Origin of the sequence: Vibrio fujianensis (assembly GCF_002749895.1) — a bacterium.
GTDB classification, from domain to species: domain Bacteria; phylum Pseudomonadota; class Gammaproteobacteria; order Enterobacterales; family Vibrionaceae; genus Vibrio; species Vibrio fujianensis.
The window spans coordinates 133,913-158,920 of record NZ_NBUS01000038.1; the positions used below are offsets into that span (position 1 = coordinate 133,913).

At 43.9% G+C, this 25,008-nt stretch carries 22 protein-coding genes, 2 tRNA genes and 1 pseudogene; 17 read left to right on the top strand and 8 right to left on the bottom strand.

Annotated features, from left to right (window positions below):
* The 3 genes and pseudogenes from B7C60_RS17840 to B7C60_RS04510 all read right to left on the bottom strand — a co-directional run.
* Window positions 1–844: pseudogene (locus B7C60_RS17840) on the bottom strand (hybrid sensor histidine kinase/response regulator); the annotation flags it as partial.
* A gap of 198 nt (window positions 845–1,042) precedes the next feature.
* Window positions 1,043–2,065 carry a 16S rRNA (guanine(1207)-N(2))-methyltransferase RsmC gene (gene rsmC / locus B7C60_RS04505; RefSeq protein ID WP_099610617.1) on the bottom strand — a complete coding sequence of 341 codons (1,023 nt, stop codon included), beginning with the start codon at window positions 2,063–2,065 and terminating at the stop codon, window positions 1,043–1,045.
* Between the two features lie 65 nt (window positions 2,066–2,130).
* Window positions 2,131–3,216, bottom strand: coding sequence for an AI-2E family transporter (locus tag B7C60_RS04510; protein WP_099610618.1), 1,086 nt, complete (start codon window positions 3,214–3,216; stop codon window positions 2,131–2,133).
* Window positions 3,217–3,317: 101 nt separating this feature from the next.
* On the opposite strand from B7C60_RS04510, the gene B7C60_RS04515 reads away from it, so the two are divergent.
* Entirely contained in the window at window positions 3,318–3,476 is a 159-nt protein-coding gene (locus B7C60_RS04515; protein WP_157928678.1) for a hypothetical protein, read from the top strand.
* A gap of 75 nt (window positions 3,477–3,551) precedes the next feature.
* On the opposite strand, the gene hemL is transcribed toward B7C60_RS04515, so the two are convergent.
* Window positions 3,552–4,844: a glutamate-1-semialdehyde 2,1-aminomutase gene (gene hemL / locus B7C60_RS04520; RefSeq protein WP_099610620.1), complete on the bottom strand. Its 1,293-nt coding sequence runs from the start codon at window positions 4,842–4,844 to the stop codon at window positions 3,552–3,554.
* Between the two features lie 358 nt (window positions 4,845–5,202).
* On the opposite strand from hemL, the gene erpA reads away from it, so the two are divergent.
* Window positions 5,203–5,544: an iron-sulfur cluster insertion protein ErpA gene (gene erpA / locus B7C60_RS04525; protein WP_099610688.1), complete on the top strand. Its 342-nt coding sequence runs from the start codon at window positions 5,203–5,205 to the stop codon at window positions 5,542–5,544.
* Between the two features lie 83 nt (window positions 5,545–5,627).
* Here the strand turns inward: erpA and shyC are convergent, their stop codons facing one another.
* Window positions 5,628–6,920 carry a peptidoglycan DD-endopeptidase ShyC gene (gene shyC, locus B7C60_RS04530; RefSeq protein ID WP_099610621.1) on the bottom strand — a complete coding sequence of 431 codons (1,293 nt, stop codon included), beginning with the start codon at window positions 6,918–6,920 and terminating at the stop codon, window positions 5,628–5,630.
* A 130-nt stretch (window positions 6,921–7,050) separates the two neighbouring features.
* Here shyC and tyrS point away from each other — a divergent pair, with 130 nt between their 5' ends.
* Entirely contained in the window at window positions 7,051–8,238 is a 1,188-nt protein-coding gene (gene tyrS / locus B7C60_RS04535) for a tyrosine--tRNA ligase (RefSeq protein ID WP_099610622.1), read from the top strand.
* Between the two features lie 75 nt (window positions 8,239–8,313).
* On the opposite strand, the gene dacB is transcribed toward tyrS, so the two are convergent.
* Both dacB and B7C60_RS04545 read right to left on the bottom strand, forming a co-directional pair.
* Window positions 8,314–9,762 carry a serine-type D-Ala-D-Ala carboxypeptidase gene (gene dacB, locus B7C60_RS04540; protein ID WP_099610623.1) on the bottom strand — a complete coding sequence of 483 codons (1,449 nt, stop codon included), beginning with the start codon at window positions 9,760–9,762 and terminating at the stop codon, window positions 8,314–8,316.
* 100 nt (window positions 9,763–9,862) lie between these two features.
* Window positions 9,863–10,867 (bottom strand): porin, encoded by a 1,005-nt coding sequence (locus B7C60_RS04545; protein ID WP_099610624.1) that lies wholly within the window; start codon window positions 10,865–10,867, stop codon window positions 9,863–9,865.
* Between the two features lie 546 nt (window positions 10,868–11,413).
* On the opposite strand from B7C60_RS04545, the gene greA reads away from it, so the two are divergent.
* On the top strand, window positions 11,414–11,887 hold the full coding sequence (gene greA / locus B7C60_RS04550; protein ID WP_099610625.1) for a transcription elongation factor GreA: 474 nt from the start codon (window positions 11,414–11,416) through the stop codon (window positions 11,885–11,887).
* Between the two features lie 83 nt (window positions 11,888–11,970).
* On the opposite strand, the gene yhbY is transcribed toward greA, so the two are convergent.
* Complete coding sequence (yhbY, locus tag B7C60_RS04555; protein WP_078926153.1) at window positions 11,971–12,267, bottom strand: ribosome assembly RNA-binding protein YhbY; 297 nt, start codon at window positions 12,265–12,267, stop codon at window positions 11,971–11,973.
* A 119-nt stretch (window positions 12,268–12,386) separates the two neighbouring features.
* On the opposite strand from yhbY, the gene rlmE reads away from it, so the two are divergent.
* The 13 genes from rlmE to rpsO all read left to right on the top strand — a co-directional run bounded on the left by rlmE (window position 12,387) and on the right by rpsO (window position 24,912).
* A complete protein-coding gene (gene rlmE / locus B7C60_RS04560) occupies window positions 12,387–13,016 on the top strand; it encodes a 23S rRNA (uridine(2552)-2'-O)-methyltransferase RlmE (RefSeq protein WP_099610626.1) in 630 nt (209 codons plus the stop codon).
* A 107-nt stretch (window positions 13,017–13,123) separates the two neighbouring features.
* Window positions 13,124–15,079, top strand: a complete 1,956-nt coding sequence (ftsH, locus tag B7C60_RS04565) for an ATP-dependent zinc metalloprotease FtsH (RefSeq protein WP_170887824.1) — start codon at window positions 13,124–13,126, stop codon at window positions 15,077–15,079.
* Window positions 15,080–15,171: 92 nt separating this feature from the next.
* The gene (folP, locus tag B7C60_RS04570; protein ID WP_099610628.1) at window positions 15,172–16,005 is read left to right on the top strand and encodes a dihydropteroate synthase; all 834 of its coding nucleotides are present in this window, start codon (window positions 15,172–15,174) and stop codon (window positions 16,003–16,005) included.
* A 25-nt stretch (window positions 16,006–16,030) separates the two neighbouring features.
* Window positions 16,031–17,371 (top strand): phosphoglucosamine mutase, encoded by a 1,341-nt coding sequence (gene glmM / locus B7C60_RS04575; protein ID WP_099610629.1) that lies wholly within the window; start codon window positions 16,031–16,033, stop codon window positions 17,369–17,371.
* A gap of 236 nt (window positions 17,372–17,607) precedes the next feature.
* Entirely contained in the window at window positions 17,608–17,943 is a 336-nt protein-coding gene (secG, locus tag B7C60_RS04580) for a preprotein translocase subunit SecG (RefSeq protein ID WP_099610630.1), read from the top strand.
* A gap of 27 nt (window positions 17,944–17,970) precedes the next feature.
* Window positions 17,971–18,054 (top strand) — tRNA-Leu (locus tag B7C60_RS04585).
* A gap of 56 nt (window positions 18,055–18,110) precedes the next feature.
* Window positions 18,111–18,187, top strand: a tRNA-Met gene (locus tag B7C60_RS04590).
* Between the two features lie 196 nt (window positions 18,188–18,383).
* Window positions 18,384–18,839, top strand: a complete 456-nt coding sequence (rimP, locus tag B7C60_RS04595) for a ribosome maturation factor RimP (protein WP_099610631.1) — start codon at window positions 18,384–18,386, stop codon at window positions 18,837–18,839.
* 34 nt (window positions 18,840–18,873) lie between these two features.
* Window positions 18,874–20,361, top strand: a complete 1,488-nt coding sequence (nusA, locus tag B7C60_RS04600) for a transcription termination factor NusA (protein WP_099610632.1) — start codon at window positions 18,874–18,876, stop codon at window positions 20,359–20,361.
* A gap of 24 nt (window positions 20,362–20,385) precedes the next feature.
* Window positions 20,386–23,085, top strand: a complete 2,700-nt coding sequence (gene infB / locus B7C60_RS04605; protein ID WP_099610633.1) for a translation initiation factor IF-2 — start codon at window positions 20,386–20,388, stop codon at window positions 23,083–23,085.
* A 96-nt stretch (window positions 23,086–23,181) separates the two neighbouring features.
* Complete coding sequence (gene rbfA, locus B7C60_RS04610) at window positions 23,182–23,577, top strand: 30S ribosome-binding factor RbfA (protein ID WP_099610634.1); 396 nt, start codon at window positions 23,182–23,184, stop codon at window positions 23,575–23,577.
* Window positions 23,577–24,512, top strand: coding sequence for a tRNA pseudouridine(55) synthase TruB (truB, locus tag B7C60_RS04615; protein ID WP_099610635.1), 936 nt, complete (start codon window positions 23,577–23,579; stop codon window positions 24,510–24,512). Before rbfA ends, truB begins: the two co-directional genes overlap by 1 nt.
* Window positions 24,513–24,642: 130 nt before the next feature.
* Window positions 24,643–24,912 (top strand): 30S ribosomal protein S15, encoded by a 270-nt coding sequence (gene rpsO, locus B7C60_RS04620; RefSeq protein ID WP_099610636.1) that lies wholly within the window; start codon window positions 24,643–24,645, stop codon window positions 24,910–24,912.
* Window positions 24,913–25,008: the final 96 nt, after the last annotated feature.

Genomic DNA, 25,008 nt, shown 5'->3' on the forward strand with positions numbered 1-25,008 from the left:
GATGATCTTGTCCGACTAAGAGCGTGCGTTTTGATGAACCATTGTTATTTTCTGAAATTAATTTAGTGATACCATTATTGGGTAATCTAAACATGGCATAACTGTGTAAATAGCCTTGCTGTATAATGGGGGCTCCCATCCATGCGTAGGGTTGCCCATCTTCAGCGATAAAATCGGATAGCACCACCGGCGTGTAATCTTCATTGATTTTGCGATTTTCGCTAATAAGCTGCTCTAAACGTTGAAAGGTTTTTCCTAGGTTTGAGTCTTTATAGCGTCCACTGAGCAGGTTAGTACCATAGTTGTCATATTTATAGATGGAGTAGACCACGTTGCCATTGAGATCGACCAGTAATATATCGTCAAAATCGGATCGTTTTAGCAGCTCAAGATAAGCTGAATGATAACGTTTATGCAATAAACGGTAGCGCTCACTGCCGACATAACTACTGGATTTAGGCAGTACGGAGGTTTTAATTTGATCGCCAGAGCCAAGAATATAACGTTGTTGTGCATGCTGCCGGGCTTGCTCAATATTATCGCCTAATCGCTGAAAGGCATTGACTAAACCATAAAAACGACCGCCACTGGCATATGCCAACTCAGAACGGACAAACCCCATCACTTCTGATTCTTTAGCGTTAAGGTAATCAATGACTTGCTGTTGCTTAGTGTCACGTAATGAGACGAGGTGAGAGGTGCTTTGCTCTTGTAAGTCTTTACTGTGAGAATGAAGAAAAAACAGTGCTGTCAGTGTGAGAGGGGTGAGACTGAGCACTAAAAAAGCCAACATCAGCGTATTTTGCAGACGTTTGAATTTTTGTTTTCGATTGAACCTAAACATGGATAAAACGTTACTTGTAGTGATACTCACGATGAACAGAGCCTTTGTGAGAAAATAGAATTAAGGGATAGAGAAAGTAACGAAATTAACGAGTTTTTTTACTTTGACAAGTAAGTTACCCTGAAAGCGTGGACATGGACGCAATTTTCTCGTCCAAGCGGCTATTGCCGTTAAAATTGGTCAATAACCGCCCATCGATTACTTGCTGGCATGGTAAATCGAAAATTTACTGGTCTTACTGAGTGTCTCACAATGACCAAATGCCTGTTCGATAATAGGGGGATATTTAAGAAAACTGTTAGCAACTAAAAATAACTGCCCTGAACGAGTGAGGTAATTGGGAGCAGAGTGCAATAACGTCTCGGTGACCTGATAACTGGTCTCTAAGCCAGAATGAAACGGCGGGTTACTGACAATCACATCGTAATTGGTCGCCGTATCTGAATAAATGTCAGAAGCAAACACACGCCCTGAAAGCCCATTGGCGGCTAACGTTGCCTGACTAGAGCAGATGGCAAGGGCGTTGATGTCACACATCTCTAACTCAATTTTCGGGTTGAGCATTGCCATAACACATCCAATAACCCCAGCACCACAGCCAAAATCAAGTACTTTACCTTGTAGATAGGGGAGAGTATCAAGCAGCAATTGACTACCTAAATCAAATTCACCATGGCTAAATACGCCGGGGAGACTACGGATGGTTAACTCATGCTGCTGGTATTGCACCGAATAAGATTTAAACCAATCTGTTAGAGCAAAATCAGCCACTGTTTCGCGGCATTCTCCCCAATAAAATGAGCAGCGTCTTGCTGAATCATATTTTTTGATCGATCCGTAAGGTTTGAACATTTTTTCAATGCTTTTCACCCCAGATCGGTTTTCACCGATGACGATGACTTCACAAGGTGAAGGAAGCTTAGCTAAGAGCATCGCTAAGAGGTATTGAGCTTCGAGCTTCGCTTTAGGCCAATAGATGACAAGCAGATCGGCATCGAGATTTTCGGTTAATTCTGCACCAAAATAACAATTTACAGCAGACGATTGCTGTAATTGGCGGTAATAACCATAGTGCGTGGTAAAAACCGCAACGGATAAGCAGTGTTTCGCCAGTAGTAAAGGAAAGCCATCTTCTATTTCTCCAGCAATCAGTACTTTTTTGCCAGAAAAATAAGGCAGTTGACGCTCAGCGATTTGACTTGGCGCGGTGTAGTGAGACATAACAAACTCAAGAGCAAATTCAGGGGCCAAGATTTTCGCACAATTGCCTCTTGGCTTGAAGGAGTTTAACTATTGTCTTGTCGATTTAAAAAGGGTTGGAACTCTTCTTCATAAAGGTTAAATAGCACCATCGTAATGGCAAAAATTAACGGGCCATAAATCAAGCCAATGAATCCAAACAGTTGCAACCCTCCTAATAACGAGAAAAAAATCATTAAGGTGTTCATCCCAGCACTTCCTTGCATGAGGAATGGGCGCAGTAAATTATCGATAGAGCCAACAACGGCGATGCTCCATATCAATAAGAAAACCATCCAAGTCATATCACCTATAATAAAAAGGTAAAGAGTGGCAGGAACCCAAATCAACGCTGTACCGACCACTGGAATAAAAGAAGCAAAGCCCATCATCGTCCCCCAAAATAGACCAGGAAAACCGGCCAGCCACATACCGAACCCACCGGCGACCCCTTGGGCAATAGCGGTTAGAAATGAGCCCATGACTGCAGATTTAGAAACTTGTTCAATTTCATTGAGTAAGCGGTCTTCTTGGCTACGTGATAATGGCACGATATGGCGGATCGCGAGAATGATTTTATCGTGATCGCGCAGGAGGAAAAATAAAACAAACAGCATCAAAAAGAAGTTGACTAAAAAGCTGGTTGCATCGCCTAAAACTTTGGCACTGAGGGAAACGAGATCGCTAGCAAATGTCGTGGCTAATTGTGCGGTTTTTTGTGCTATCTGTTGCGGGGTTATTTCATGAAAGGGCAGGTAATCATTCGCTAATGCTAATCCTTTTTTCACCCAAGGATAAGACAATACGGTTTGAATTCCTCCTTCTGTGCCCCATTGATAGAGGTTTTGAGAAAACTTCGCACCTTGTTGGATCATCGCGGTAAATACCAGTAATAATGGAAGGACAATGATAAAGACCAGAATAATGCATGACAAAAGCGCAACTATATTTTTATGAGTCGGAAGTTTAGTTTCTAGCTTTTGATGAATCGGGAACATCAGCAAGGATATGATAAAAGCCATGATGATGGCGTTGATATAAGGTTTGAGTAATAAATAGCAACTTAGGGCCGCGACAAGCAGTGCAGCAATCAGCACCCAATGGTTTGAGTTCAACTTTAGTTTATCTGGCACAATCCGATTCCCTTTGTTAGATGATTCATGGCGCGGCTCGTGAAGGTGGGTTGATTTTAAAGCTTAAAACAGCCTGCCGATTCTTCACGGTTCGGTATATAATGAACGCAATTGAGTTGACGGGCAATGGGGAGATAAAAATGGGCTGCTGTGATAAAGAGTCTTGCTGTACACCGAAAAAATCGTTTTTCCAGCGAGTGCCTTGGTTAATGATGATACTCGTTATTTTGGCGGTATTGGTGGTGATCTATTGGCAGTAATTGACAGGCATTCACTCCCCCAAAAGGCTGCTTTGCAGCCTTTTGGGGTTTAACGCTTATGCTTGGGTTTAACGCTTATGCTTCTTGTGCTAATTGAGCAAAGCTGCGGTCTGCCGCTTCTAGTGTGGCTTCAATTTCTTTACTGCCATGCGCTAAAGAGGTAAAGCTGGCTTCAAATGCAGAAGGTGCTAGATAGACACCATAGCCCAGCATCAAATGGAAGAAGCGTTTGAAACGAGCCACATCACATTTAACCACCTCTTCGTAACAAGTGACTTGAGGTTGATCGGTGAAGAAGAAGCCAAACATGCCTCCTGCTTGATTGACTACCAAAGGAATACCATGCTTGTCAGCCAAAAATTTTAAACCTTCGGCCAATTGTTTGGTTTTATAGGCTAGGCGTTTTTCATTGCCTTCTTCTTTTAATAGTGACAGGCAAGCGTAGCCAGCCGCCATAGCGATCGGATTACCCGATAAGGTTCCGGCTTGGTAAACAGGCCCTGTTGGCGCGATGTACTGCATCACTTCCTTACGGCCACCAAAGGCACCGACTGGCATCCCGCCGCCAATGACTTTGCCCAAGGTTGTTAGGTCGGGTTTAATATTGTAATGGGCTTGTGCTCCGCCGAGTGCGACACGAAACCCTGTCATTACTTCATCAAAAATCAGTAGCGCTCCTTCTTGGTCACAAATATCGCGAAGTCCTTCATGGAAACCGGCTACAGGCGGAATACAGTTCATATTGCCAGCGACGGGTTCGACGATAATGCAGGCGATTTCTCCAGGGTTCGCCGCAAATAGCTGGCGTACCGATTCTAAGTCATTAAAACGTGCAGTTAGGGTATATTTAGCAAAGTCAGCGGGAACACCAGGAGAGCTTGGTTGGCCAAGCGTCAGTGCTCCTGAGCCTGCTTTTACTAGCAAACTGTCTGCATGTCCATGATAGCAGCCTTCAAATTTGATGATTTTATCTCGCCCGGTATAGCCACGTGCAAGGCGAATAGCACTCATTGTAGCTTCAGTTCCAGAGTTAACCATCCGGAGTTGCTCCATTGATGGAACCAGTTCAGACACCAACTCTGCCATCGCGATTTCCATTTCAGTTGGCGCACCAAAACTTAAGCCTCGCTGCGCTGCATCGATGACGGCTTCTCTGATCACCGCATGGTTATGGCCAAGAATCATCGGGCCCCATGAGCCAACATAATCAATATAAGCTTTTCCATCGGCATCAAAAATCAGAGCGCCATCGGCACGGTCAATAAAAATAGGCGAACCGCCAACACCGCTGAATGCTCGAACGGGAGAGTTCACCCCGCCAGGGATTTTTGTTTGTGCCTTTTGGTAAAGATCTTCTGATTTGGTCATTGATACTTCCTCTTTATGATTGCTCGACCTATTGCGCTGTGCATTGTACGCTGATGAAGCAAGAGGTGAAATTATTTCGCTTATTTCTGAGAGCGAAGACTTAGCATCAGAAGGTAGAACGGCATCTTTTTTTGTGTGGCGAGTTTCAGATAGGTTTAAGTATGGATTTCTCTGCCTTTTGCGCAAATAAAGGTAAAATAGACTAACCAAGATTCGTATAATGGTATCAATGGATGATTTCATTGCCGTTGCGGTTAATACTTGAACGAATTAGTCGGGTATTAGATAATCTAGCCAACAGAAAAATAATGATGCTCATAGATCACAGATGAGTATGGAACGAGTGAGAGAGGTCGTTGTGAGCGAAGCCAATATCCCATTATCCTTTTCGGATGCCGCTGCAAAACGTGTGCGGGCTTTAATTGCCGAAGAAGAAAATCCAGAGCTAAAATTACGTGTTTATATTACTGGGGGCGGGTGTAGCGGCTTCCAGTATGGTTTTACTTTTGATGAAAAAGTTAATGAAGGTGATACCACGATTGAGAATAGTGGCGTCACACTGGTGGTGGATCCGATGAGTTTACAGTACTTAATTGGTGGTGTGGTGGATTATACCGAGGGCTTGGAAGGTTCACGCTTTTTTGTCAATAATCCAAATGCCACTACTACTTGTGGTTGTGGTGCCTCCTTTAGCGTGTAGCCGGTTGCGACCAGCGAATCGAAGTAAAAAGCCCTTGTTGTATCGAGCAAGGGCTTTTTTTATAGCTCAGAGTTTATCAACCTTTACGGGGTGGCGTATAGCAGTTGACTATAACGATGCAGGGTATCCAAGTGAAGTTTGGCTTGAGTAATAAAGCTTGCTTTATTTTTTCCAGTCAATGACTTTGCTTGAGGTAAATCGACAGTGCGTGGATCTTTATGCACACCATGGACTAAAAATTCGTAATGTAAATGGGGCCCCGTGACACGACCTGTTCCTCCCAATCTACCGATGACCTGTCCTTGCTTAACTCTTTGGCCGGTTTTCACTGTCCGACGAGTTAAATGCAGATATTTGGTGAGATAGGTATTACTGTGGCGGATAAAAACATAATTTCCATTGAATTGGTTATAGCTCGATTTTTCGACAACTCCATCCCCAGCGGCCCAAATAGGCGTGCCGACAGGGGCGACATAATCGGTGCCACGGTGGGCTTTTAACTGTCCAGTTACCGGATGGAGGCGACGAGGATTAAAGTTAGATGAGACACGGCGAAAATCGAGTGGTGAACGCAAAAAGGCTTTTTTCATTGCCCGTCCATGTTCATCAAAATACTGGCCAGTTCGATCATCTAAAATAGCTGTAAATGTTGTACCTTGATTGGTAAAAATGGCGGCAATGATCTGACCGCGTCCAATCACTTCACCTTCAACCACCTTTTCTTGGAAAAGTAATTGGAAGGTATCTCCCGCTCGAATATCCAAAGCAAAATCGATATCCCAACCAAAAATTCCCGCCAACTCCATAATTTGGTTAGCGGTTAGTCCTGCTGCATTGCCGGCATTCCAAAAATTCGATTGAATTTCTGCTTGAGCGTAGTTGTATTGATAAAAGACCTCTTTTTTATCCATTTTGGATGAAAAACCAGACTCTGTGCGGGTGATATCAAAAGTCTCATAAGCACTGATTCGGCGTTTTAGTTGAATCAGTTGATTTTGCTCATCAAAGCCAAATTGTAGTTCATCGCCTGGACGTAGTCGGCTCAACTGCTGATCAATGATCTGACTACTTGAGGTCAGTTCATATAAAAGACGAGGAGACAAACCAATACGTTGAAACAGTATCGCGGCACTTTCTCCAGCCTTTACGTGGTAGGTTTCCCAGCGCAATAGCGTGGAGGGCAAAATAGTATGGCCAGGTGAGAGGGCTTCACTATTGATCGTTAATGGATAATGCCGGCCAATTTGCAGGCGTTCAGGGTGGTTTCTCAATGCTTCCGGATCTGGGAGAAAAAATAGCGCAATAACAATTAACGCACTAAAAAAGGCAATAAATGCCCGATGAACCCAGGGAAGACGAGCAAAAAGTGCTAGCATACTCGTGTTCGTTCAATCATTAATAATAAAAATAGCCAGTTGATTAGTCTAACTGGTTTCAAAAGTCATCGCTATTCAAGTAATATGTCAAACTATTAAATTTTTGCCAAATCTGTGGGAGTGAACAAGAATGGCGAGTATTGAAGCTGCTTTAGCGGAGATTAAGCGTGGTGTTGAAGAACTAATTCCAGAAGAGGAGTTGGTGGCAAAACTAAAAGAAGGTCGCCCTTTACGTATTAAATTAGGAGCCGATCCAACAGCGCCAGATATTCATTTAGGCCATACTGTAATTCTTAATAAGTTGCGCACTTTCCAAGATTTAGGCCATGACGTTACTTTCTTAATTGGCGACTTTACGGGCATGGTCGGTGACCCAACAGGAAAAAACACCACACGGCCACCACTAACGCGTGAAGATGTGCTGCGTAATGCCGAAACTTATAAGCAGCAAGTGTTTAAAATTCTCGATCCAGCGAAAACCAAAATTCAATTTAACTCAGAATGGTTATCTGAATTAGGAGCGGAAGGGATGATCCGTTTGGCTGCCCATCAAACGGTTGCTCGTATGCTTGAGCGTGATGACTTTAAAAAACGCTATGCAGGTGGTCAGCCAATTGCTATCCATGAATTTATGTATCCGTTATTACAAGGGTATGATTCAGTAGCGATGGAAACCGATGTCGAGTTGGGGGGAACCGACCAGAAGTTTAACTTACTGATGGGGCGTGAATTACAAAAAGCTAACGGTCAAAAACCCCAAGTCGTGTTGATGATGCCTTTATTGGTTGGGTTGGATGGCGAGAAAAAAATGTCTAAATCGGCCAATAACTATATTGGTGTAAGTGAAGCGCCGAGCGAAATGTTTGGTAAGATCATGTCGATTTCAGACGATCTGATGTGGAGCTACTACGAACTACTGTCTTTCCGCCCACTCGCTGAACTCGAGCAGTTTAAGGTTGATGTGGCGAAGGGTAAAAATCCACGTGACATTAAAATTTTATTGGCCAAAGAGATCATTGCCCGTTTTCACTCCGCAGCCGATGCAGATGCCGCCGAGCAGGAGTTCATTAACCGTTTCCAAAAAGGCGCTTTGCCCGATGAAATGCCAGAATTTACTTTTGAAAAAGGCATTGCTATTGCGAACTTATTGAAAGAGGCAGGGCTGGTCGCTTCAACCTCTGATGCGATGCGCATGATTAAACAAGGCGCAGCCAAGCAAGATGGTAAAAAGCTCGAAGATGCCAAACAGACAGCGCAAACCGGTACTTATGTTTATCAAGTTGGTAAGCGTAAATTTGCTCGCGTCACGATTTTATAAATAAATAACGATTTTATAAATGAATAACAGTGGGAAGGAGTAAACACCTGACCGCAGCATGATAACAAAAGCGCATCATTGCGCTTTTGTTTTATTGGCGATGTTCGGTGAGTGATGAGTGCTTAAAATGACCTGGTAAAATTGTCGTTCAAACTGAGTGATAGGAGTATCAACGGGTTTTTTCGGGTCGGGCTTGGCAGGAAAGTAATCGGTAATCCATTGAATAAAGAGCGCTTGAGGCTGGCCCTTGTTGTCAAGCGAAAACCCCACCATATTATGAGTGCTATATAACGAGCCACTTTTTGCTTTTAAGCGACCACGAATTTTTCCATCTTGCATACTGCGCCGATAGAGCAAAGTACCATTCTCTCCAGCGCTAGGCAGTGCGTCAATTAAATGCAGTTCATTATCATGCTGCCAGAGATAGTTGAGGATTTGTCGCATCGACTCTAGGCGAACGCGATTATTTCTCGATAAGCCAGAACCATCAACAATTTGAGCATCATTGATATCTATTTCTGTGCGAGTAAAGATAATTTGTTTGAGTGCTTCACTGCCATTATTGAAGCTGCCGGGTTGTTGAAAAAATGTTTGTCCTAGGGTTTTCAACAGTGCATCGGCAATGAGGTTATCAGAATCTTGCAGCATCTTGGTGAGTAGCTGAGGTAAAAATTCAGAGCGATGGCTGGCAACAAGTGACCAATTTTGACTTTTTGGTGCGCCTAATTTTACTTCGCCGTCCAGTATCATTCCTAATTGATTGAGTAACTGGTATATCACGCGTTGTGTATACAATTCAGTGTCTTGTACTGCAAATTGAAGGGGAAGAGGTTGATTGCGCTGAGTTAAACAGCCTGAAAGATGGTAGTGGTTATCGCGGCTAGCAATCAGCTCTAAATCACAGTGCTGAGCTTGTTGTTGTGTTTGTGTCACACTCCGGGCATCACTATGAACATAAACCGGATAGTGAGGTGGCACATAGACTCGGGTTGTACCGTCATCTTGGGTATAAATCGAGGCTTGAATACAGTTACCATCTAAATTGATTGCGCTAATCGGCGCGCTGTAGCAAACCCCCAGGCTATCCCAAGGCCAACCGACGGCTCTTTGGTATCCGGTAAAATGGCGAGCATCTAACCAAATATCGCCCCGGATATGTTGACCATATCGCTGTTTATAGCCAAGTAATAAGATTTTTAAATGCCTCGAGGTTAAGGTGGGATCACCGGAGAAAATCAAGGCTAAGTCTTGGTGATTACTGCGTAGTTGCGTCTCAAAATAAAACTCATTACCTAATTCGAGTTGACTGGCGAGAGCGGTAACAATTTTTAATGTGCTGGCTGGGGGAAAATAGGCTCCCGTTTGCTGCTGAAAGATTGGCTGCGTATCGCCTAATTTCTGAATAACTAACCCACTGCGTGTGCCTTCGGGTAAGAGCGATAAAAAGTCTTGATTGACAGCAAGATGAGCAGAGCAAGGGAATGTTGACAATAACCAGAGGGTTAAACAGAAGAAAAAGCGCATACACCATCACGAGTAAAGCCGAGAATCAACAGAGTATACCAGAGAATAAAACGCCTGCTAGTAGCAGGCGTTATCTATAACCTATTAACGAATCAATCAATTAGAAATCGTAACGTAGGCCTAGCGCTAATTCGTCTTCAGCTTGTGTTTTAGTTGCTGTATCAGTTCCACCAACTACACCAATTTTGTCGCCTTTATCAATCATATTGAAGTTATAAGAGACATAAGCGCGGAAGTTTGGTTTAAAGAAGTAAGTTGCATCAACCGCTAGGTTATCCGCTGAGGTTTCTTTATTGGTTTCTGCATTGTTATAAGTCAGAGTAAACACAGTTTGGTTTAGTGTGTATGCTGCTGCTAACTCATAACCCGTATAGTCTGCATCGTGCTTCGCTAGTTCACCGTCAGTGAATACACCTGCAAAGTAGAAATCAGCCATTTTATAAGAAGCGGCTAACATATATTCATTCGCTTCATCTTGGTCTGCATAGCCAGCACCAACTTTAAAGCCTGTATTTGCAAACGCGTAGATAGCAGATAGAGAGTAACCATCTTGGTTGTTATCTGCATAACTACCATTGGCTGTTGTGCCTTCACGGTCAGCAAAACGGTAGCTCGCTTTAACCGCTAAATCATCAAATTGACCTGCGTAAGTCAGCATGTTGTCTGCGCGGTCAGCAACCGTTAGTTTGTGAGCTGCAGAGTTACCGTGGTAAGCCATAATATCGGTAAAGTCAGTAACTACACCTAGTGCGCCATCATTTTTACCGTAAGTGACTAGGCCAAAATTACCGCCGATACCGGCAAACGCATAACGGTTAGTGATGTCGTTGCTATTTGCATCAACTTCGCCGCCATTATCTGCGGTGGTGAATTCACCTTCATAGAAACCAACGCCGTATAGGCTGTCGTTGATTTGAGTTTTGCCCAGTACGTTTACACGAGCGCGAGTTTTGTCTTCAGCTTTGCCATCTTTTAGAGATAGGCGTGCTTCTGCACGACCACCAAGAGTTAGTGAAGTACCATCTTGATTATAAATTTCACCAGCATTTACGCCAGCTGCCATTGCTGCTGCTGAAACGGCTAAAGCGATTAAAGTTTTGTTCATCTTATTAAATCCTAATTTACTGTCCATAAATCATTATTGTCTGCAAGTAACCTACAGGGGAGCAGTGTCACTTGAGCTACGAATATTAAAATGCATCCAATTGCTTCATCGACATGATGTGTCAGCAAGTGAAGCATTCGTTTTCGTGCTTCTATTTGTAACTGCAAAGTTCCCCGATGAGTTAGTAAAATGATATAAATCCCTCTTATGAACAGTGTTTTATTGTGATATAAAAAATATCAAAGCTTTGATTTTAATTGTTTTTATTGCTATTAATAACACTGATCTGATCAGTAAAAAAAACTAATTATTTAGTTTTTTTTACTTTATTCTGTGGTTTTAAGCAAAACCTAAGTGTGCACAAGATCACGTAAAGTGAATAAGTTCATAATGAATCTCAAATTCTGATCGCAATACTTGAATTTGGATGATTTCATCACCATGTTTGTTTACACTAATGGATAATGCATTCATCAATCACTACCTAGCCTATATGGGTTGGGTAGTTTTGTATTGTCCAAAGATAACTTTGGCATAGAGGTAATTATGGAAAAAGTTCCTATGACCGTCCGTGGTGAAAAACTACTGCGTGACGAACTCGAGCGGTTATTGAAACTGCGCCCGCAAATTTCTCAAGCAATCGCAGAAGCGCGTGAGTTGGGAGACTTGAAAGAAAATGCTGAATACCATGCCGCACGAGAAGAGCAAGGTATCTGCGAAGCTCAAATTCGTGATATTGAATATAAACTTTCGGTGGCACAGGTGATCGATGTCACTAAGATGGAAAATACGGGCAAAGTCATTTTTGGGGCTACGGTAACTTTGATCGATGTCGATACCGAAGAAGAAAAACGTTACCAAATTGTCGGTGATGATGAGGCTGAAATTAAAGCCGGACGTATCTCCGTGAGTTCACCGATAGCTCGAGGCTTGATTGGTAAAAGCGAAGGGGATGAAGTCTCTATCAGTACTCCAGGCGGTGAAAAATTGTTTGAGATTGATCGCGTTGAATATCTATAATTCATTCGCCCATGGCGATGGATTAAACATAAAAAGGTCGCAATAAGCGACCTTTTTATCATTTATAATCTACACGTGACAGGCTATTTACGTGGTAATTCGATTTTACGCTGCTCAGATGGACGATAAAGAACCACAACTTTCCCAATAAGTTGGACTTTTTCTGCACCAGTTTCACGAACAATGGCATCCACTATCAATTGTTTCGTATCACGGTCTTCTGATACCACCTTCACTTTTATCAGTTCATGGTGATTAAGCGCAATTTCGATTTCTGCTAAAACAGCTTCAGTGAGGCCATTGGCCCCCATAAGCACGACTGGATTTAAATGGTGTGCCAAGCCTTTAAGATGCTGCTTTTGTTTGTTGCTTAGGTTCATTACGCGACCAAATTTATTTACTATAGGGTTGAAAACCACCATTTTAACGCCATCTATCCAGGAAGACTATATTTTCTGCCCAACTTTCTCTGGTAGAGACAGCTTTAGTTAGGAATCGAATGAGTAAACAGAAGCATTCAGCGAGTTCTGGTCGCTGGTTGAAAGAACATTTTGATGATAAGTATGTGAATGAAGCGAAGAAAAGAGGTTATCGTTCACGTGCTATCTTTAAATTGGAAGAAATTCAAAACAAAGATAAATTGCTTAAGCCTGGGATGACCGTTGTTGACCTTGGGGCCGCTCCCGGTGGGTGGTCTCAATACGCAGCCGGTATTGTTGGTGAACAAGGTCAGGTCATTGCTTGTGATATTTTGCCTATGGACTCCATTGCTGGCGTGGCTTTTTTGCAAGGTGATTTTAGAGAAGAAAGTGTTTTAGAAGCCTTGCTCGAACGTATTCAACCCGATATGGTCGACATCGTGATGTCGGATATGGCACCGAATATGGCCGGAAATTTATCGGTCGATCAACCCCGAGCGATGTATTTGGTCGAATTAGCTTTAGATATGTGTCGACAAGTTCTTGCTCCTGATGGTAGTTTTGTGGTCAAAGTGTTTCAAGGCGAAGGATTTGACCCGTACGTTCAAGAGGTACGACACCTTTTTAAAACGGTCAAAATTCGTAAACCAGATTCATCAAGAGCTCGCTCTCGTGAAGTTTATCTTGTTGCGACTGGTTACAAAGGCTAACTATTTGGCTTGACGCGAGAATACTTACACTATAGCTACAGTGAAAAAACTGTAGTACCCTACCTTTAATTACAACTAGTTATCGCGAGGCTGACACCTTGAGTGATATGGCAAAAAATTTAATACTGTGGCTCGTTATTGCCGTTGTGCTGATGTCTGTTTTCCAGAGCTTTGGCCCTGGTGACAGTAATGGAAGAACAGTCGATTACACCACATTTGTACAGGAAGTTGGTCAAGGCCAAATTCAAGAAGCTCAATTCAAAAACAGCGAAATTACCTTTACTCGTCGTGGGAGTAATAATCGTTTCGTTACCTATATGCCGGTGTACGATGAAAAAGTACTTGATGATCTGATTAATCAGAATGTCAAAGTACAAGGTACACCACCGGAAGAACAAAGTTTACTTGGAACGATTTTTATCTCTTGGTTCCCTATGATTTTGTTGATTGGGGTATGGATATTCTTCATGCGTCAAATGCAAGGTGGCGGTGGCAAAGGCGCAATGTCGTTTGGTAAGAGCAAAGCTCGCATGATGAGTGAAGAGCAAATCAAAACCAATTTTAGCGATGTTGCGGGCTGTGATGAAGCGAAAGAAGACGTTAAAGAGCTGGTTGATTACTTGCGTGATCCCAGTCGTTTTCAAAAGCTGGGCGGTAAAATCCCAACGGGTGTGCTGATGGTTGGTCCTCCGGGAACGGGTAAAACCTTGCTAGCAAAAGCAATTGCTGGTGAAGCTAAAGTGCCGTTTTTTACTATCTCCGGTTCAGACTTTGTCGAAATGTTTGTCGGTGTGGGTGCTTCTCGTGTACGAGACATGTTTGAACAAGCCAAAAAAGCTTCACCTTGTATCATTTTTATTGATGAAATTGATGCGGTTGGTCGACAACGTGGTGCGGGTGTCGGTGGTGGACATGATGAGCGAGAGCAAACATTAAACCAAATGTTGGTTGAAATGGATGGCTTTGAAGGCAATGAAGGCGTGATTGTTATTGCGGCAACCAACCGCCCAGATGTGCTTGACCCGGCTTTACTTCGTCCTGGGCGTTTTGACCGTCAAGTTGTTGTTGGCTTGCCGGATGTTCGAGGTCGAGAGCAAATTTTAAAAGTTCACATGCGTAAAGTACCATTAGCCAGCGATGTTGAACCTTCTTTGATTGCCCGAGGTACCCCTGGTTTTTCGGGGGCAGACTTAGCCAACTTAGTTAACGAGGCGGCACTGTTTGCTGCTCGTGGCAATAAACGTAATGTTTCGATGGTAGAGTTTGAACTGGCGAAAGATAAAATTATGATGGGGGCAGAGCGTCGCTCGATGGTGATGTCTGAGGAGACCAAAGCCTCTACCGCTTATCATGAAGCGGGTCATGCCATTGTTGGTCGTTTAGTTCCAGAGCACGATCCGGTTTATAAAGTTTCAATTATTCCGCGAGGTCGAGCTTTAGGGGTAACAATGTACTTACCTGAGCAAGACCGAGTGAGTATGTCTAAGCAGCATTTAGAGTCTATGATTTCGAGCCTCTATGGCGGACGCTTGGCTGAAGAGTTGATTTATGGCCCCGAAAAAGTATCAACGGGTGCATCTAATGACATTGAACGTGCAACTGAGATCGCTCGGAAAATGGTCACTCAATGGGGGTTCTCTGAGAAGTTAGGCCCTATGCTGTATGCTGAAGATGAAGGTGAAGTTTTCCTCGGTCGAAGTGTAACGCAAACAAAACATATGTCGGATGATACAGCCAAACTGATCGATGATGAAATTCGCAAAATCATTGATCGTAATTATGAGCGTACTCGGCAAATTTTGTTGGATAATATGGATATCATGCATGCCATGAAAGATGCACTGATGAAATATGAAACCATTGATGCTGGCCAGATTGACGATCTTATGGCTCGTAAACCAGAGATTCGCGAACCCGCTGGCTGGGGAGATCAAGCAAAACCTGTTCAGCAAGAACAAGCATCAGACGATAAGCCAGATGCAGAAAAACGCCCATCAGAATCAGTGCCAGAGGAACCGGTGGATAATGAATCTGCCCCTACTGAGAAAAAAGACACTGAATAAGGCTAGCACGCTAATCAAACCCCGACTTGTTCGGGGTTTTCTGTTTCAGGCTAAATTTTATTTTTATTGTCACTGTAAATATTCAGAGAGTTATGGACATTCGAACTGATACTAAACAGCTTTCTTTGCACCGCCCACAAGTTATGGGGATTTTAAATACCACACCTGATTCGTTTTCAGATGGTGGACGTTATACACATTTGAATGATGCATTTGATCGGGCCGAGCAAATGATAGCAGCCGGAGTAGATATTATTGATATCGGGGGCGAGTCGACTCGGCCTGGCGCTCCTGCGGTCTCTCTTGCTGACGAATTACAAAGAGTCATTCCGCTGATTGAACGGATTAGGGCTCGCTATCCCGATATCTGGATTTCGATTGATACCAGCAAAGCGGAAGTGATGCGGCATGCTGTCGATGCAGGTGCCGACCTCATCAATGATGTTCGTGCATTACAAGAGCCTGGGGCATTACAGGTTGCGGCTCAAGCGAATATTCCCGTTTGTATTATGCACATGCAAGGAGAGCCTCGCACCATGCAAAACTCTCCTCATTACGATGATGTCATTAAAGAGGTGAATGATTTTTTTGCTGAGCGAATCGATGTTTGTTTACAAGCTGGGATCAAAAAACACAATATTATTCTTGATCCTGGTTTTGGCTTTGGTAAATCGATTGAACACAATTATCATTTGCTAGCTCATTTAGATAAATTTCATCACTTTGAGTTGCCGATTCTGGCTGGCATGTCGCGTAAATCGATGCTGTTTAAGTTACTAGATAAAGCCCCCGCAGAATGCATGGTTGCAAGTGTCACAGGGGCGACGATTGCGGCAATAAAAGGAGCGCATATTCTGCGTGTCCATGATGTTGAACAAACGATAGAAGCCATGGCGATAGTGCAGATGGTAAATAGAAATAAATAACAAACAAAAATATTAAGGAATCATCATGTCTGAAACACGACGTTATTTTGGTACTGACGGGGTGCGAGGTAAGGTAGGGCAGTATCCGATAACTCCTGATTTTGTATTAAAGCTGGGATGGGCTGCCGGGCGTGTACTGGCACAGCAAGGCACAAAAAAAGTCATTATTGGCAAAGATACACGTATTTCTGGCTATATGCTTGAGTCAGCGTTAGAAGCTGGGCTTGCGGCGGCGGGATTAAAAGCGATTTTCACTGGGCCAATGCCAACGCCGGCGGTCGCTTATTTAACCCAGACCTTTCGTGCGGAAGCTGGAATCGTTATTTCTGCTTCACATAATCCATATTACGATAATGGTATTAAGTTCTTCTCTTCTGCGGGGACTAAATTACCCGATGAATTGGAGCTGGCCATTGAGGCTGAATTGGATAAACCACTTGAATGCGTGGAATCAGCCGAGTTAGGTAAAGCGACGCGTTTAGTTGATGCGGCTGGACGCTATATTGAATTTTGTAAAAGCACCTTTCCATCTGAATTAAGCCTTGCTGGTTTAAACATCGTGGTGGATTGTGCACATGGAGCCACTTACCACATTGCCCCGAATGTTTTTAAAGAATTAGGTGCTAATGTGATCGCGATGGGAACCGAACCTGATGGCTTGAATATTAATGATCAAGTGGGGGCTACCGATATTCGAGCTTTACAGCAACGAGTTGTTGAAGAGCAAGCTCATCTAGGCCTTGCTTTTGATGGTGATGGTGATCGCATTATCATGGTGGATCACTTGGGGCATAAAATTGATGGTGACCAAATTGCTTATATCATCGCGCGAGATGCATTGCGGCGAGGAGAGCTAAAAGGTGGCGTTGTCGGCACCTTAATGACTAACCTAGGGATGGAAAATGGCCTGAAACAGTTGGGGATTCCATTTTTACGCGCTGCGGTTGGTGACCGTTATGTGATGGAAAAATTACTCGAGAAAGGTTGGAAAATTGGTGCTGAGAATTCAGGTCATGTCATTTTGCTGGATAAAGTAACCACAGGGGATGCGATTGTGGCAGCTTTGCAAGTTCTTGCTTCTGTGGTTGGCAGTGAAATGTCGTTACATGATCTGGCACAAGGCATGACACTGTACCCTCAAGTCCTTGAAAATGTGCGTTTTAACGGTGATAGTAATCCGCTTGAGTCTGGTGCGGTGCTTGAGGCAGTCAAGTATGTTGAATCTCAGTTAGGAGAAAAAGGACGGGTATTACTGCGTAAATCAGGAACCGAGCCTTTGATCCGAGTTATGGTAGAAGGTGAAGATGCCGCTTTAGTGCAATCGTCTGCCCTGCATATTGCTGATGCTGTAAAAGCAAACTGCTAACCTATAAATTCCCCACCAACAGATTAACGTTGATGGGGAATTTTCTTTTTTCACTAAACTTTGAGCCTTTTTTGACCGTTTGGTTGATAAAAAAGGATTTTTTATCAAATACCTCTTGTCAGCGAAACGAGCATTCGTTAGTATTGCGTCCGCCTTCAGTGAGGAGGTCGCTAGCCTTGTTTAAGTCGAATGATTTAACGGCGCTGGCTCAACAATTTGGAACATAGGTGGAAGTCATGTTTAGCGTTCTACTTGTGATTTACCTGTTGGCAGCGGTTGGTATAATTGGCCTCGTATTGATTCAGCAAGGTAAAGGCGCAGATATGGGAGCCTCTTTCGGGGCTGGTGCTTCAAACACAGTGTTTGGCGCGAGCGGCTCAGGTAGTTTTCTAACCCGAATGACTGCAATTTTTGCAACCGTATTTTTTGTTATTAGCTTAGTGTTAGGCAATATGTCTACTCACAAAATTGAGTCTCAATGGGTTGATCCATTACAAGGTCAAGTTATCGAGCAAGCTAATGATACAGTGAGTGAAGTTCCTCCCGCATCAGGTGATGAAATTCCTCAATAACTTATCGTTACGATAAGTTCAGGTTATGCCGAGATGGTGAAATTGGTAGACACACTAGCATGAGGTGCTAGCGCCTTAGGTGTGAGGGTTCGAGTCCCTCTCTCGGCACCATATTTACAAACTTGTAAATTATACCTTGTACAGCTTATAATTGCTTACAAGTCGGACGCGGGGTGGAGCAGCTTGGTAGCTCGTCGGGCTCATAACCCGAAGGTCGTCGGTTCAAATCCGGCCCCCGCAACCATTTTTTTATGGATGCAAGTTTGGCAGTGTCAACCTCACTGCAATTGAGAAGGCATTCTCAATTTATCTGGGTCCAGCAACAAAAAACCCCGACTATCGGGGTTTTTTGTTATCTGAATTTCATTACGTTAATTCAGGTGCTTGCTTGGAATTTAAATTGGGCTCTATGCCCTTTTTTTGTTTCTGGAGTGGTTTAAATGACAGGTTTAGAAAGACAACTTACTGAAATGCTTGAAGCTCCAGTGGTAGCATCAGGTTATGAACTCGTTGGACTGGAATTCGTACGTGCTGGTGAGCATTCTACATTGCGTATTTATATCGATCATGAAAATGGTATTACCGTTGATGATTGTGCAGAAGTGAGTCATCAAGTTAGTGCAGTATTGGATGTTGAAGACCCGATTACGGTTGCTTATAACCTCGAAGTCTCCTCTCCTGGTTTAGAAAGACCACTCTTTAAAGCCGCGCATTATGAGCAGTTTATCGGTCACGATATCAATATCGTGTTAAAAATGGCGGTAGGTAACCGTCGTAAATGGAAGGGAAAAATTCATACCGTAGAGGGTGAAACCATCCATATAATGGTTGATGGTCAAGAAGAGCATTTCGCTCTCAGCAACATTGCCAAAGCTAACCTGATCCCTAAATTTTAGTTCTCCTAGAGAAAAGAGCTTAAGAGGCTATACCATGAGTAAAGAAATTTTAGCGGTTGTTGAGGCGGTTTCGAATGAGAAAGCAGTTCCTCGTGAGCGTATCTTCGAAGCGCTAGAAGTCGCACTGGCCACATCAACCAAGAAAAAACATGACATTGAAATTGATGTTCGTGTCGCGATTGACCGTAAAACGGGAGAGTTTGAAACTTTCCGCCGTTGGTTAGTGGTTGATGAAGTTGAAAATCCGACCAAAGAAATCTCTTTTGATGCCGCAAATTATGATGATGAAACGGTACAATTAGGCGATTACGTTGAGGATCAGATTGAATCGGTTACTTTTGATCGCATCACAACCCAAACGGCGAAGCAAGTGATCGTACAGAAAGTTCGTGAAGCTGAGCGTGCGCAGATTGTCGAGCAGTTTATCGACAATGAAGGTGAGCTAGTGACAGGCGTGGTCAAAAAGGTCAATCGTGACACGGTGATCTTAGACTTAGGTAACAATGCTGAAGCTGTGATTTTACGCGATGATCAACTGCCGCGAGAAAATTTCCGTTCTGGTGACCGTGTTCGAGGGCTGCTTTATAAAGTGGCTCCGGAAGCTCGAGGTTTTCAGCTGTTCATTACCCGTTCAAAACCAGAAATGTTAGCGGAGCTGTTCCGCGTTGAAGTTCCTGAAATTGGTGAAGAGCTGATTGAATTGAAAGCTGCTGCTCGAGATCCTGGCTCGCGTGCGAAAATCGCAGTGAAAACCAACGACAAACGTATTGACCCAGTTGGCGCTTGTGTTGGGATGCGTGGTGCTCGTGTTCAAGCCGTGTCTGGCGAACTTGGTGGTGAGCGTATTGATATCGTGTTGTGGGATGATAACCCTGCACAATTTGTGATCAATGCAATGGCACCAGCCGATGTTGCCTCGATCATCGTTGATGAAGATGCACATGCAATGGATATCGCTGTCGAGGCTGATAACCTTGCGCAAGCGATCGGCCGTAATGGTCAGAACGTCCGTCTTGCATCTCAGCTAACCGGTTGGGAACTGAATGTGATGACCGTAGCTGATTTACAGAAAAAGCACCAAGAAGAGTCTATGGCTTCAATCGAAAACTTCATGAAGTATCTCGATATTGAGCAAGACTTTGCTGAGATGTTAGTCGAAGAAGGCTTCTCTACATTAGAAGAGATAGCTTATGTTCCAGTTAACGAGTTACTGGAAATTGATGGATTAAACGATGATCTGATCGAAGAGTTAAGAACTCGAGCAAAAGATGCTTTAACCACCATGGCTCTCGCGCAAGAAGAGACATATGAAGGGCTTGAACCTGCAGATGATCTACTTGCTCTACCAGGTTTAGAGCGTGAAATGGCATTTAAATTGGCTGCGAAAGGGGTTGCAACTCTAGAAGATCTCGCAGATCAAGGCATCGATGATCTCGAAGGTATTGAAGGCCTAACCGAGCAACGTGCGGGCGAATTGATTATGGCGGCTCGCAATATTTGTTGGTTTGGCGAAGACGCATAAGTTTCAGCAAGGGGAGAAAGCGGCATGACACAACTTACAGTTAAAACACTGAGTGAAGAAATTGGTACTCCAGTTGACCGCTTATTAGAGCAACTTGCTGATGCTGGTATGACAAAAGCGAGTTCGGATAGCGTGACTGAAGACGAAAAGCAAAAACTGCTTGCCCATCTACGCAAAGAACATGGTGATGGTTCAGAACCGACTCGTTTAACACTCCAGCGTAAAACTCGCAGTACACTGAGTGTGAATGCAGGTGGCGGTAAAAGTAAGAATGTTCAGGTTGAAGTGCGCAAAAAACGGACGTATGTTAAGCGCAGTGTAATCGAAGATGAAGCGAAACGCGAAGCCGAAGAAGCAGCTCAGCGTGAAGCGGAAGAAAAAGCAAAACGTGAGGCAGATGAAGCGTTGAAACGTGAAGCTGAAGAGAAAGCAGCACGAGAAGCGCAAGAGAAAGCCCAGCGTGAAGCGGAAGAGAAGGCAAAACGCGAAGCTGAAGAAAAAGCGAAGCGTGATACGCCAGAGCAGAAAGCCAAACGTGAGCGTTCTGCACAAGATAAATTAAAGCAAGAAGCAGCGCGAAAAGAGGCCGAGGAATTAAAACGTCGCCAGGAAGAAGAGGCGAAGCGTAAGGCTGAAGAGGAAAGTCAGCGTCAGCTTGAAATAGCGCGCGAATTGGCCGAAAAAAATAAAGAGCGTTGGTCTGCTGAAGAAGAGAAAACAGGTGCTATGCAAGAAGATACAGATTACCATCTAACCACTTCACATTATGCTCGTGAAGCGGAAGATGAGGCAGACCGTCGTGAAGAAGGCGCTCGTCGTGCAGCGAAAGCGAAAAAGACCAAAATGTCTTCTCGTGATGATAAACAAGAGCGTAATTCACGTCCTCGTGGTGGTAAAGCTGGCCGTAAAGGTCGCATTCATAAACCAACTTCTATGCAACATGGCTTTGATAAGAGTGCGATTGTTGCGAAATCTGACGTCGTTATTGGTGAAACCATTGTCGTTTCTGAATTAGCCAATAAAATGTCAGTCAAAGCGACTGAAGTGATCAAAGTTATGATGAAAATGGGCGCGATGGCGACCATTAACCAAGTGATTGATCAAGAAACGGCTCAGTTAGTTGCGGAAGAAATGGGTCACAAAGTCGTTCTTCGTAAAGAAAACGAGCTAGAAGAAGCGATTCTTTCTGATCGTGATAACAAGTTTGAGGCGGTTTCACGTGCTCCGGTTGTCACCATTATGGGGCACGTTGACCACGGTAAAACCTCAACACTTGACTACATTCGTCGCACTCACGTCGCGGATGCTGAAGCGGGTGGTATTACTCAGCATATCGGTGCTTACCACGTTGAGACACCAAGCGGGATGATTACCTTCCTAGATACTCCGGGACACGCGGCGTTTACTTCAATGCGTGCTCGTGGTGCTCAAGCAACAGATATTGTTGTGCTGGTTGTTGCAGCTGATGATGGCGTCATGCCTCAAACGGTTGAAGCGATTCAGCATGCCAAGGCTGCTGGCGTTCCTCTTATTGTTGCCGTAAATAAGATCGATAAAGAAGATGCTAATCCTGATAACGTGAAAAACGAGCTAGCTCAATACGATATCATTCCTGAAGAATGGGGCGGAGAGAATATGTTCGTCCACATTTCAGCGAAACAAGGGACCAATATTGATGGCTTATTAGAAGCGATCCTATTGCAAGCCGAAGTACTAGAACTGACCGCCGTTAAAGATGGCATGGCTTCAGGGGTTGTTATCGAATCTCGTTTAGATAAAGGCCGAGGCCCAGTGGCGACCGTTCTTGTTCAGTCTGGTACTTTGAATAAAGGCGATATCGTACTTTGTGGTCAAGAATATGGCCGTGTTCGTGCAATGCGTGACGAATTGGGTAATGAAGTTGACCATGCGGGGCCATCTATTCCAGTCGAAATTCTCGGCCTATCGGGTGTACCGTCTGCAGGTGACGAAGCCACAGTCGTACGTGATGAACGTAAAGCACGTGAAGTTGCTAACTACCGTCAAGGTAAGTTCCGTGAAGTGAAACTCGCACGTCAACAAAAATCTAAACTTGAGAATATGTTCTCTAATATGGCCGCGGGTGATGTTGCCGAATTGAACGTGGTACTGAAAGCAGACGTACAAGGTTCGGTGGAGGCGATTGCCGATTCACTGAGAAAACTTTCAACTGATGAAGTTAAAGTGAACATTGTTGGTTCTGGTGTTGGTGGTATTACCGAAACAGACGTTGTATTGGCTGCGGCTTCAAATGCGATTGTCGTTGGCTTTAACGTGCGAGCTGATGCTTCAGCGCGTCGTGCAATCGAAGCGGAAAATATTGACCTACGTTATTATTCGATTATTTATCAGCTAATCGATGAAGTGAAACAGGCCATGAGCGGTATGCTCGCTCCTGAATTTAAGCAAGAGATCATTGGGCTTGCTGAAGTTCGTGACGTATTTAAATCACCGAAACTGGGTGCTATTGCTGGTTGTATGGTGACAGAAGGTGTGATTAAGCGTCATAGCCCGATTCGTGTACTGCGTGATAACGTGGTGATTTATGAAGGTGAGCTTGAATCATTACGTCGCTTTAAAGATGATGTTTCTGAAGTGAAAAATGGTTACGAATGTGGTATCGGCGTTAAGAACTACAACGACGTGCGCGTTGGTGACCAGATTGAGGTCTTCGAAACCGTTGAAATCCAGCGTACCATCGACTAGCAACTAAAATTGCATTAACGGTAATGTTAGGTTGTTGAATACACCATGGGGGGCTGGGAAACCATCCCCCCATTCTTTCTACTAGTGAGAAAAAATATGCCAAAAGAATTTAGCCGAACCCAACGTGTGGCTCAGCAATTACAAAAAGAACTTGCCATGATCCTACAGCGTGAAGTCCGTGATTCACGATTAGGTATGGTAACGATTTCTGATGTCGAAGTATCACGCGATCTCGCTTATGCCAAAGTCTTTGTTACCTTTTTATGTATTGGCGAACAGACGCCTGAATCATGCTTAAAGGCATTGCGTGAGCATGAAGTTCATATTCGAATGATGCTCGGTAAGCGTATCCGCTTGCGTCTGACTCCTGAAATTCGCTTTTATTACGACAATACATTAGTTGAAGGGATGCGGATGTCGAATTTAGTGACTGAAGTGGTCAATCAAGATAAACGACGCCAACAAGATTCAGGTCGAGAGGACGAAGAGTAATGGCACGACGTCGTAAAGGCCGTGCAATTAACGGCGTCTTACTACTCGATAAAACCACGGGCATCTCATCGAACGATATACTACAGAAAGTGAAACGCCTCTATTTTGCCGAAAAAGCAGGACACACTGGTGCGCTTGATCCATTAGCGACGGGGATGTTACCGATTTGTTTGGGCGAGGCGACCAAGTTTTCTCAATTTTTACTCGATTCGGATAAGCGTTATCGTGTGATTGCTAAACTAGGTCAGCGTACTAATACCTCTGACTCGGATGGTGAAGTGGTTGAGACCCGTCCAGTTCAGGTCGATAGAGAGACATTACTCGCTAAGGTGGCAAGTTTTCGTGGCCAAACGGATCAGATTCCCTCGATGTTTTCAGCGCTTAAATATCAAGGGCGTCCACTTTACGAGTATGCTCGCCAAGGTATCGAGGTTCCGCGAGAAGCACGTAAAATACAGGTTTATGAAATTATTTTGCATCGTTTTGAGGATGATGAAGTAGAACTGGAAGTACATTGTTCTAAAGGTACTTATATTCGAACTATCGTTGATGATCTCGGTGAAATGCTTGGGTGTGGTGCGCACGTGACCATGCTACGTCGTATCGGTGTAGCGAACTACCCAGCGCAAAATATGGTGACACTAGCACAGCTTAACCAACGGGTTGAGCAAGCTCAACGAGAAGGTTCAGATCCTTACTCAGCCCTTGATGCACTTTTATTGCCGATGGATACCGCAGTACAAGATTTACCAGAAGTCAATCTAATTGCTGAACTGGTGGATATGGTGCAACATGGTCAAGCCGTCCAAGTGTTTGGTGCACCAAGTGAAGGGTTAGTACGAATGACCGGTGGTGAAGAGAAGCGTTTTCTCGGTGTTGCTCAGATTGATGATGATGGAAAGATCGCGCCAAAACGTTTGGTGGTTTACTCCTAGGCTTCAGTGGCATAAAGCAATATTTGCGCTTGTATCAATAGGTTTTATTCCCTATAATTCGCGCTTCTCGTGTCGGCTGAATCAGAGATTGGCTGACACAACGATTAACTTAACTCTTTAGGAGAGAATAATGTCTCTGAATGCAGAAACTAAAGCAGCAATCGTTGCTGAATACGCACGTAGCGAAGGCGACACTGGTTCACCAGAAGTACAAGTAGCACTACTGACTGCTTCTATCAACCATTTACAAGATCACTTTAAAGAACATAAAGGCGATCACCATAGCCGCCGTGGTCTGCTACGCATGGTTTCAAGCCGTCGTAAACTTCTAGATTACCTGAAAGGTAAAGATCTAGGACGTTACCAAGACCTAATCAAACGTCTAGGCCTACGTCGCTAATCAGTGACTGCATAGTACAGTTTGTTTAAAAAAGGGGCATTAGCCCCTTTTTTATTATCTAAATTTGGCATATTCCCACCCAAGTAGTTTATACTA

Coding starts and splice junctions, on each gene's coding strand:
- rsmC (WP_099610617.1), bottom strand. CDS start 2,065: ATGTCTCACTACACCGCGCCAAGTCAAATCGCTGAGCGTCAACTGCCT.
- B7C60_RS04515 (WP_157928678.1), top strand. CDS start 3,318: ATGAACGCAATTGAGTTGACGGGCAATGGGGAGATAAAAATGGGCTGC.
- hemL (WP_099610620.1), bottom strand. CDS start 4,844: ATGACCAAATCAGAAGATCTTTACCAAAAGGCACAAACAAAAATCCCT.
- shyC (WP_099610621.1), bottom strand. CDS start 6,920: ATGCTAGCACTTTTTGCTCGTCTTCCCTGGGTTCATCGGGCATTTATT.
- tyrS (WP_099610622.1), top strand. CDS start 7,051: ATGGCGAGTATTGAAGCTGCTTTAGCGGAGATTAAGCGTGGTGTTGAA.
- dacB (WP_099610623.1), bottom strand. CDS start 9,762: ATGCGCTTTTTCTTCTGTTTAACCCTCTGGTTATTGTCAACATTCCCT.
- B7C60_RS04545 (WP_099610624.1), bottom strand. CDS start 10,867: ATGAACAAAACTTTAATCGCTTTAGCCGTTTCAGCAGCAGCAATGGCA.
- greA (WP_099610625.1), top strand. CDS start 11,414: ATGGAAAAAGTTCCTATGACCGTCCGTGGTGAAAAACTACTGCGTGAC.
- yhbY (WP_078926153.1), bottom strand. CDS start 12,267: ATGAACCTAAGCAACAAACAAAAGCAGCATCTTAAAGGCTTGGCACAC.
- rlmE (WP_099610626.1), top strand. CDS start 12,387: ATGAGTAAACAGAAGCATTCAGCGAGTTCTGGTCGCTGGTTGAAAGAA.
- ftsH (WP_170887824.1), top strand. CDS start 13,124: ATGGCAAAAAATTTAATACTGTGGCTCGTTATTGCCGTTGTGCTGATG.
- folP (WP_099610628.1), top strand. CDS start 15,172: ATGGACATTCGAACTGATACTAAACAGCTTTCTTTGCACCGCCCACAA.
- glmM (WP_099610629.1), top strand. CDS start 16,031: ATGTCTGAAACACGACGTTATTTTGGTACTGACGGGGTGCGAGGTAAG.
- secG (WP_099610630.1), top strand. CDS start 17,608: ATGTTTAGCGTTCTACTTGTGATTTACCTGTTGGCAGCGGTTGGTATA.
- rimP (WP_099610631.1), top strand. CDS start 18,384: ATGACAGGTTTAGAAAGACAACTTACTGAAATGCTTGAAGCTCCAGTG.
- nusA (WP_099610632.1), top strand. CDS start 18,874: ATGAGTAAAGAAATTTTAGCGGTTGTTGAGGCGGTTTCGAATGAGAAA.
- infB (WP_099610633.1), top strand. CDS start 20,386: ATGACACAACTTACAGTTAAAACACTGAGTGAAGAAATTGGTACTCCA.
- rbfA (WP_099610634.1), top strand. CDS start 23,182: ATGCCAAAAGAATTTAGCCGAACCCAACGTGTGGCTCAGCAATTACAA.
- truB (WP_099610635.1), top strand. CDS start 23,577: ATGGCACGACGTCGTAAAGGCCGTGCAATTAACGGCGTCTTACTACTC.
- rpsO (WP_099610636.1), top strand. CDS start 24,643: ATGTCTCTGAATGCAGAAACTAAAGCAGCAATCGTTGCTGAATACGCA.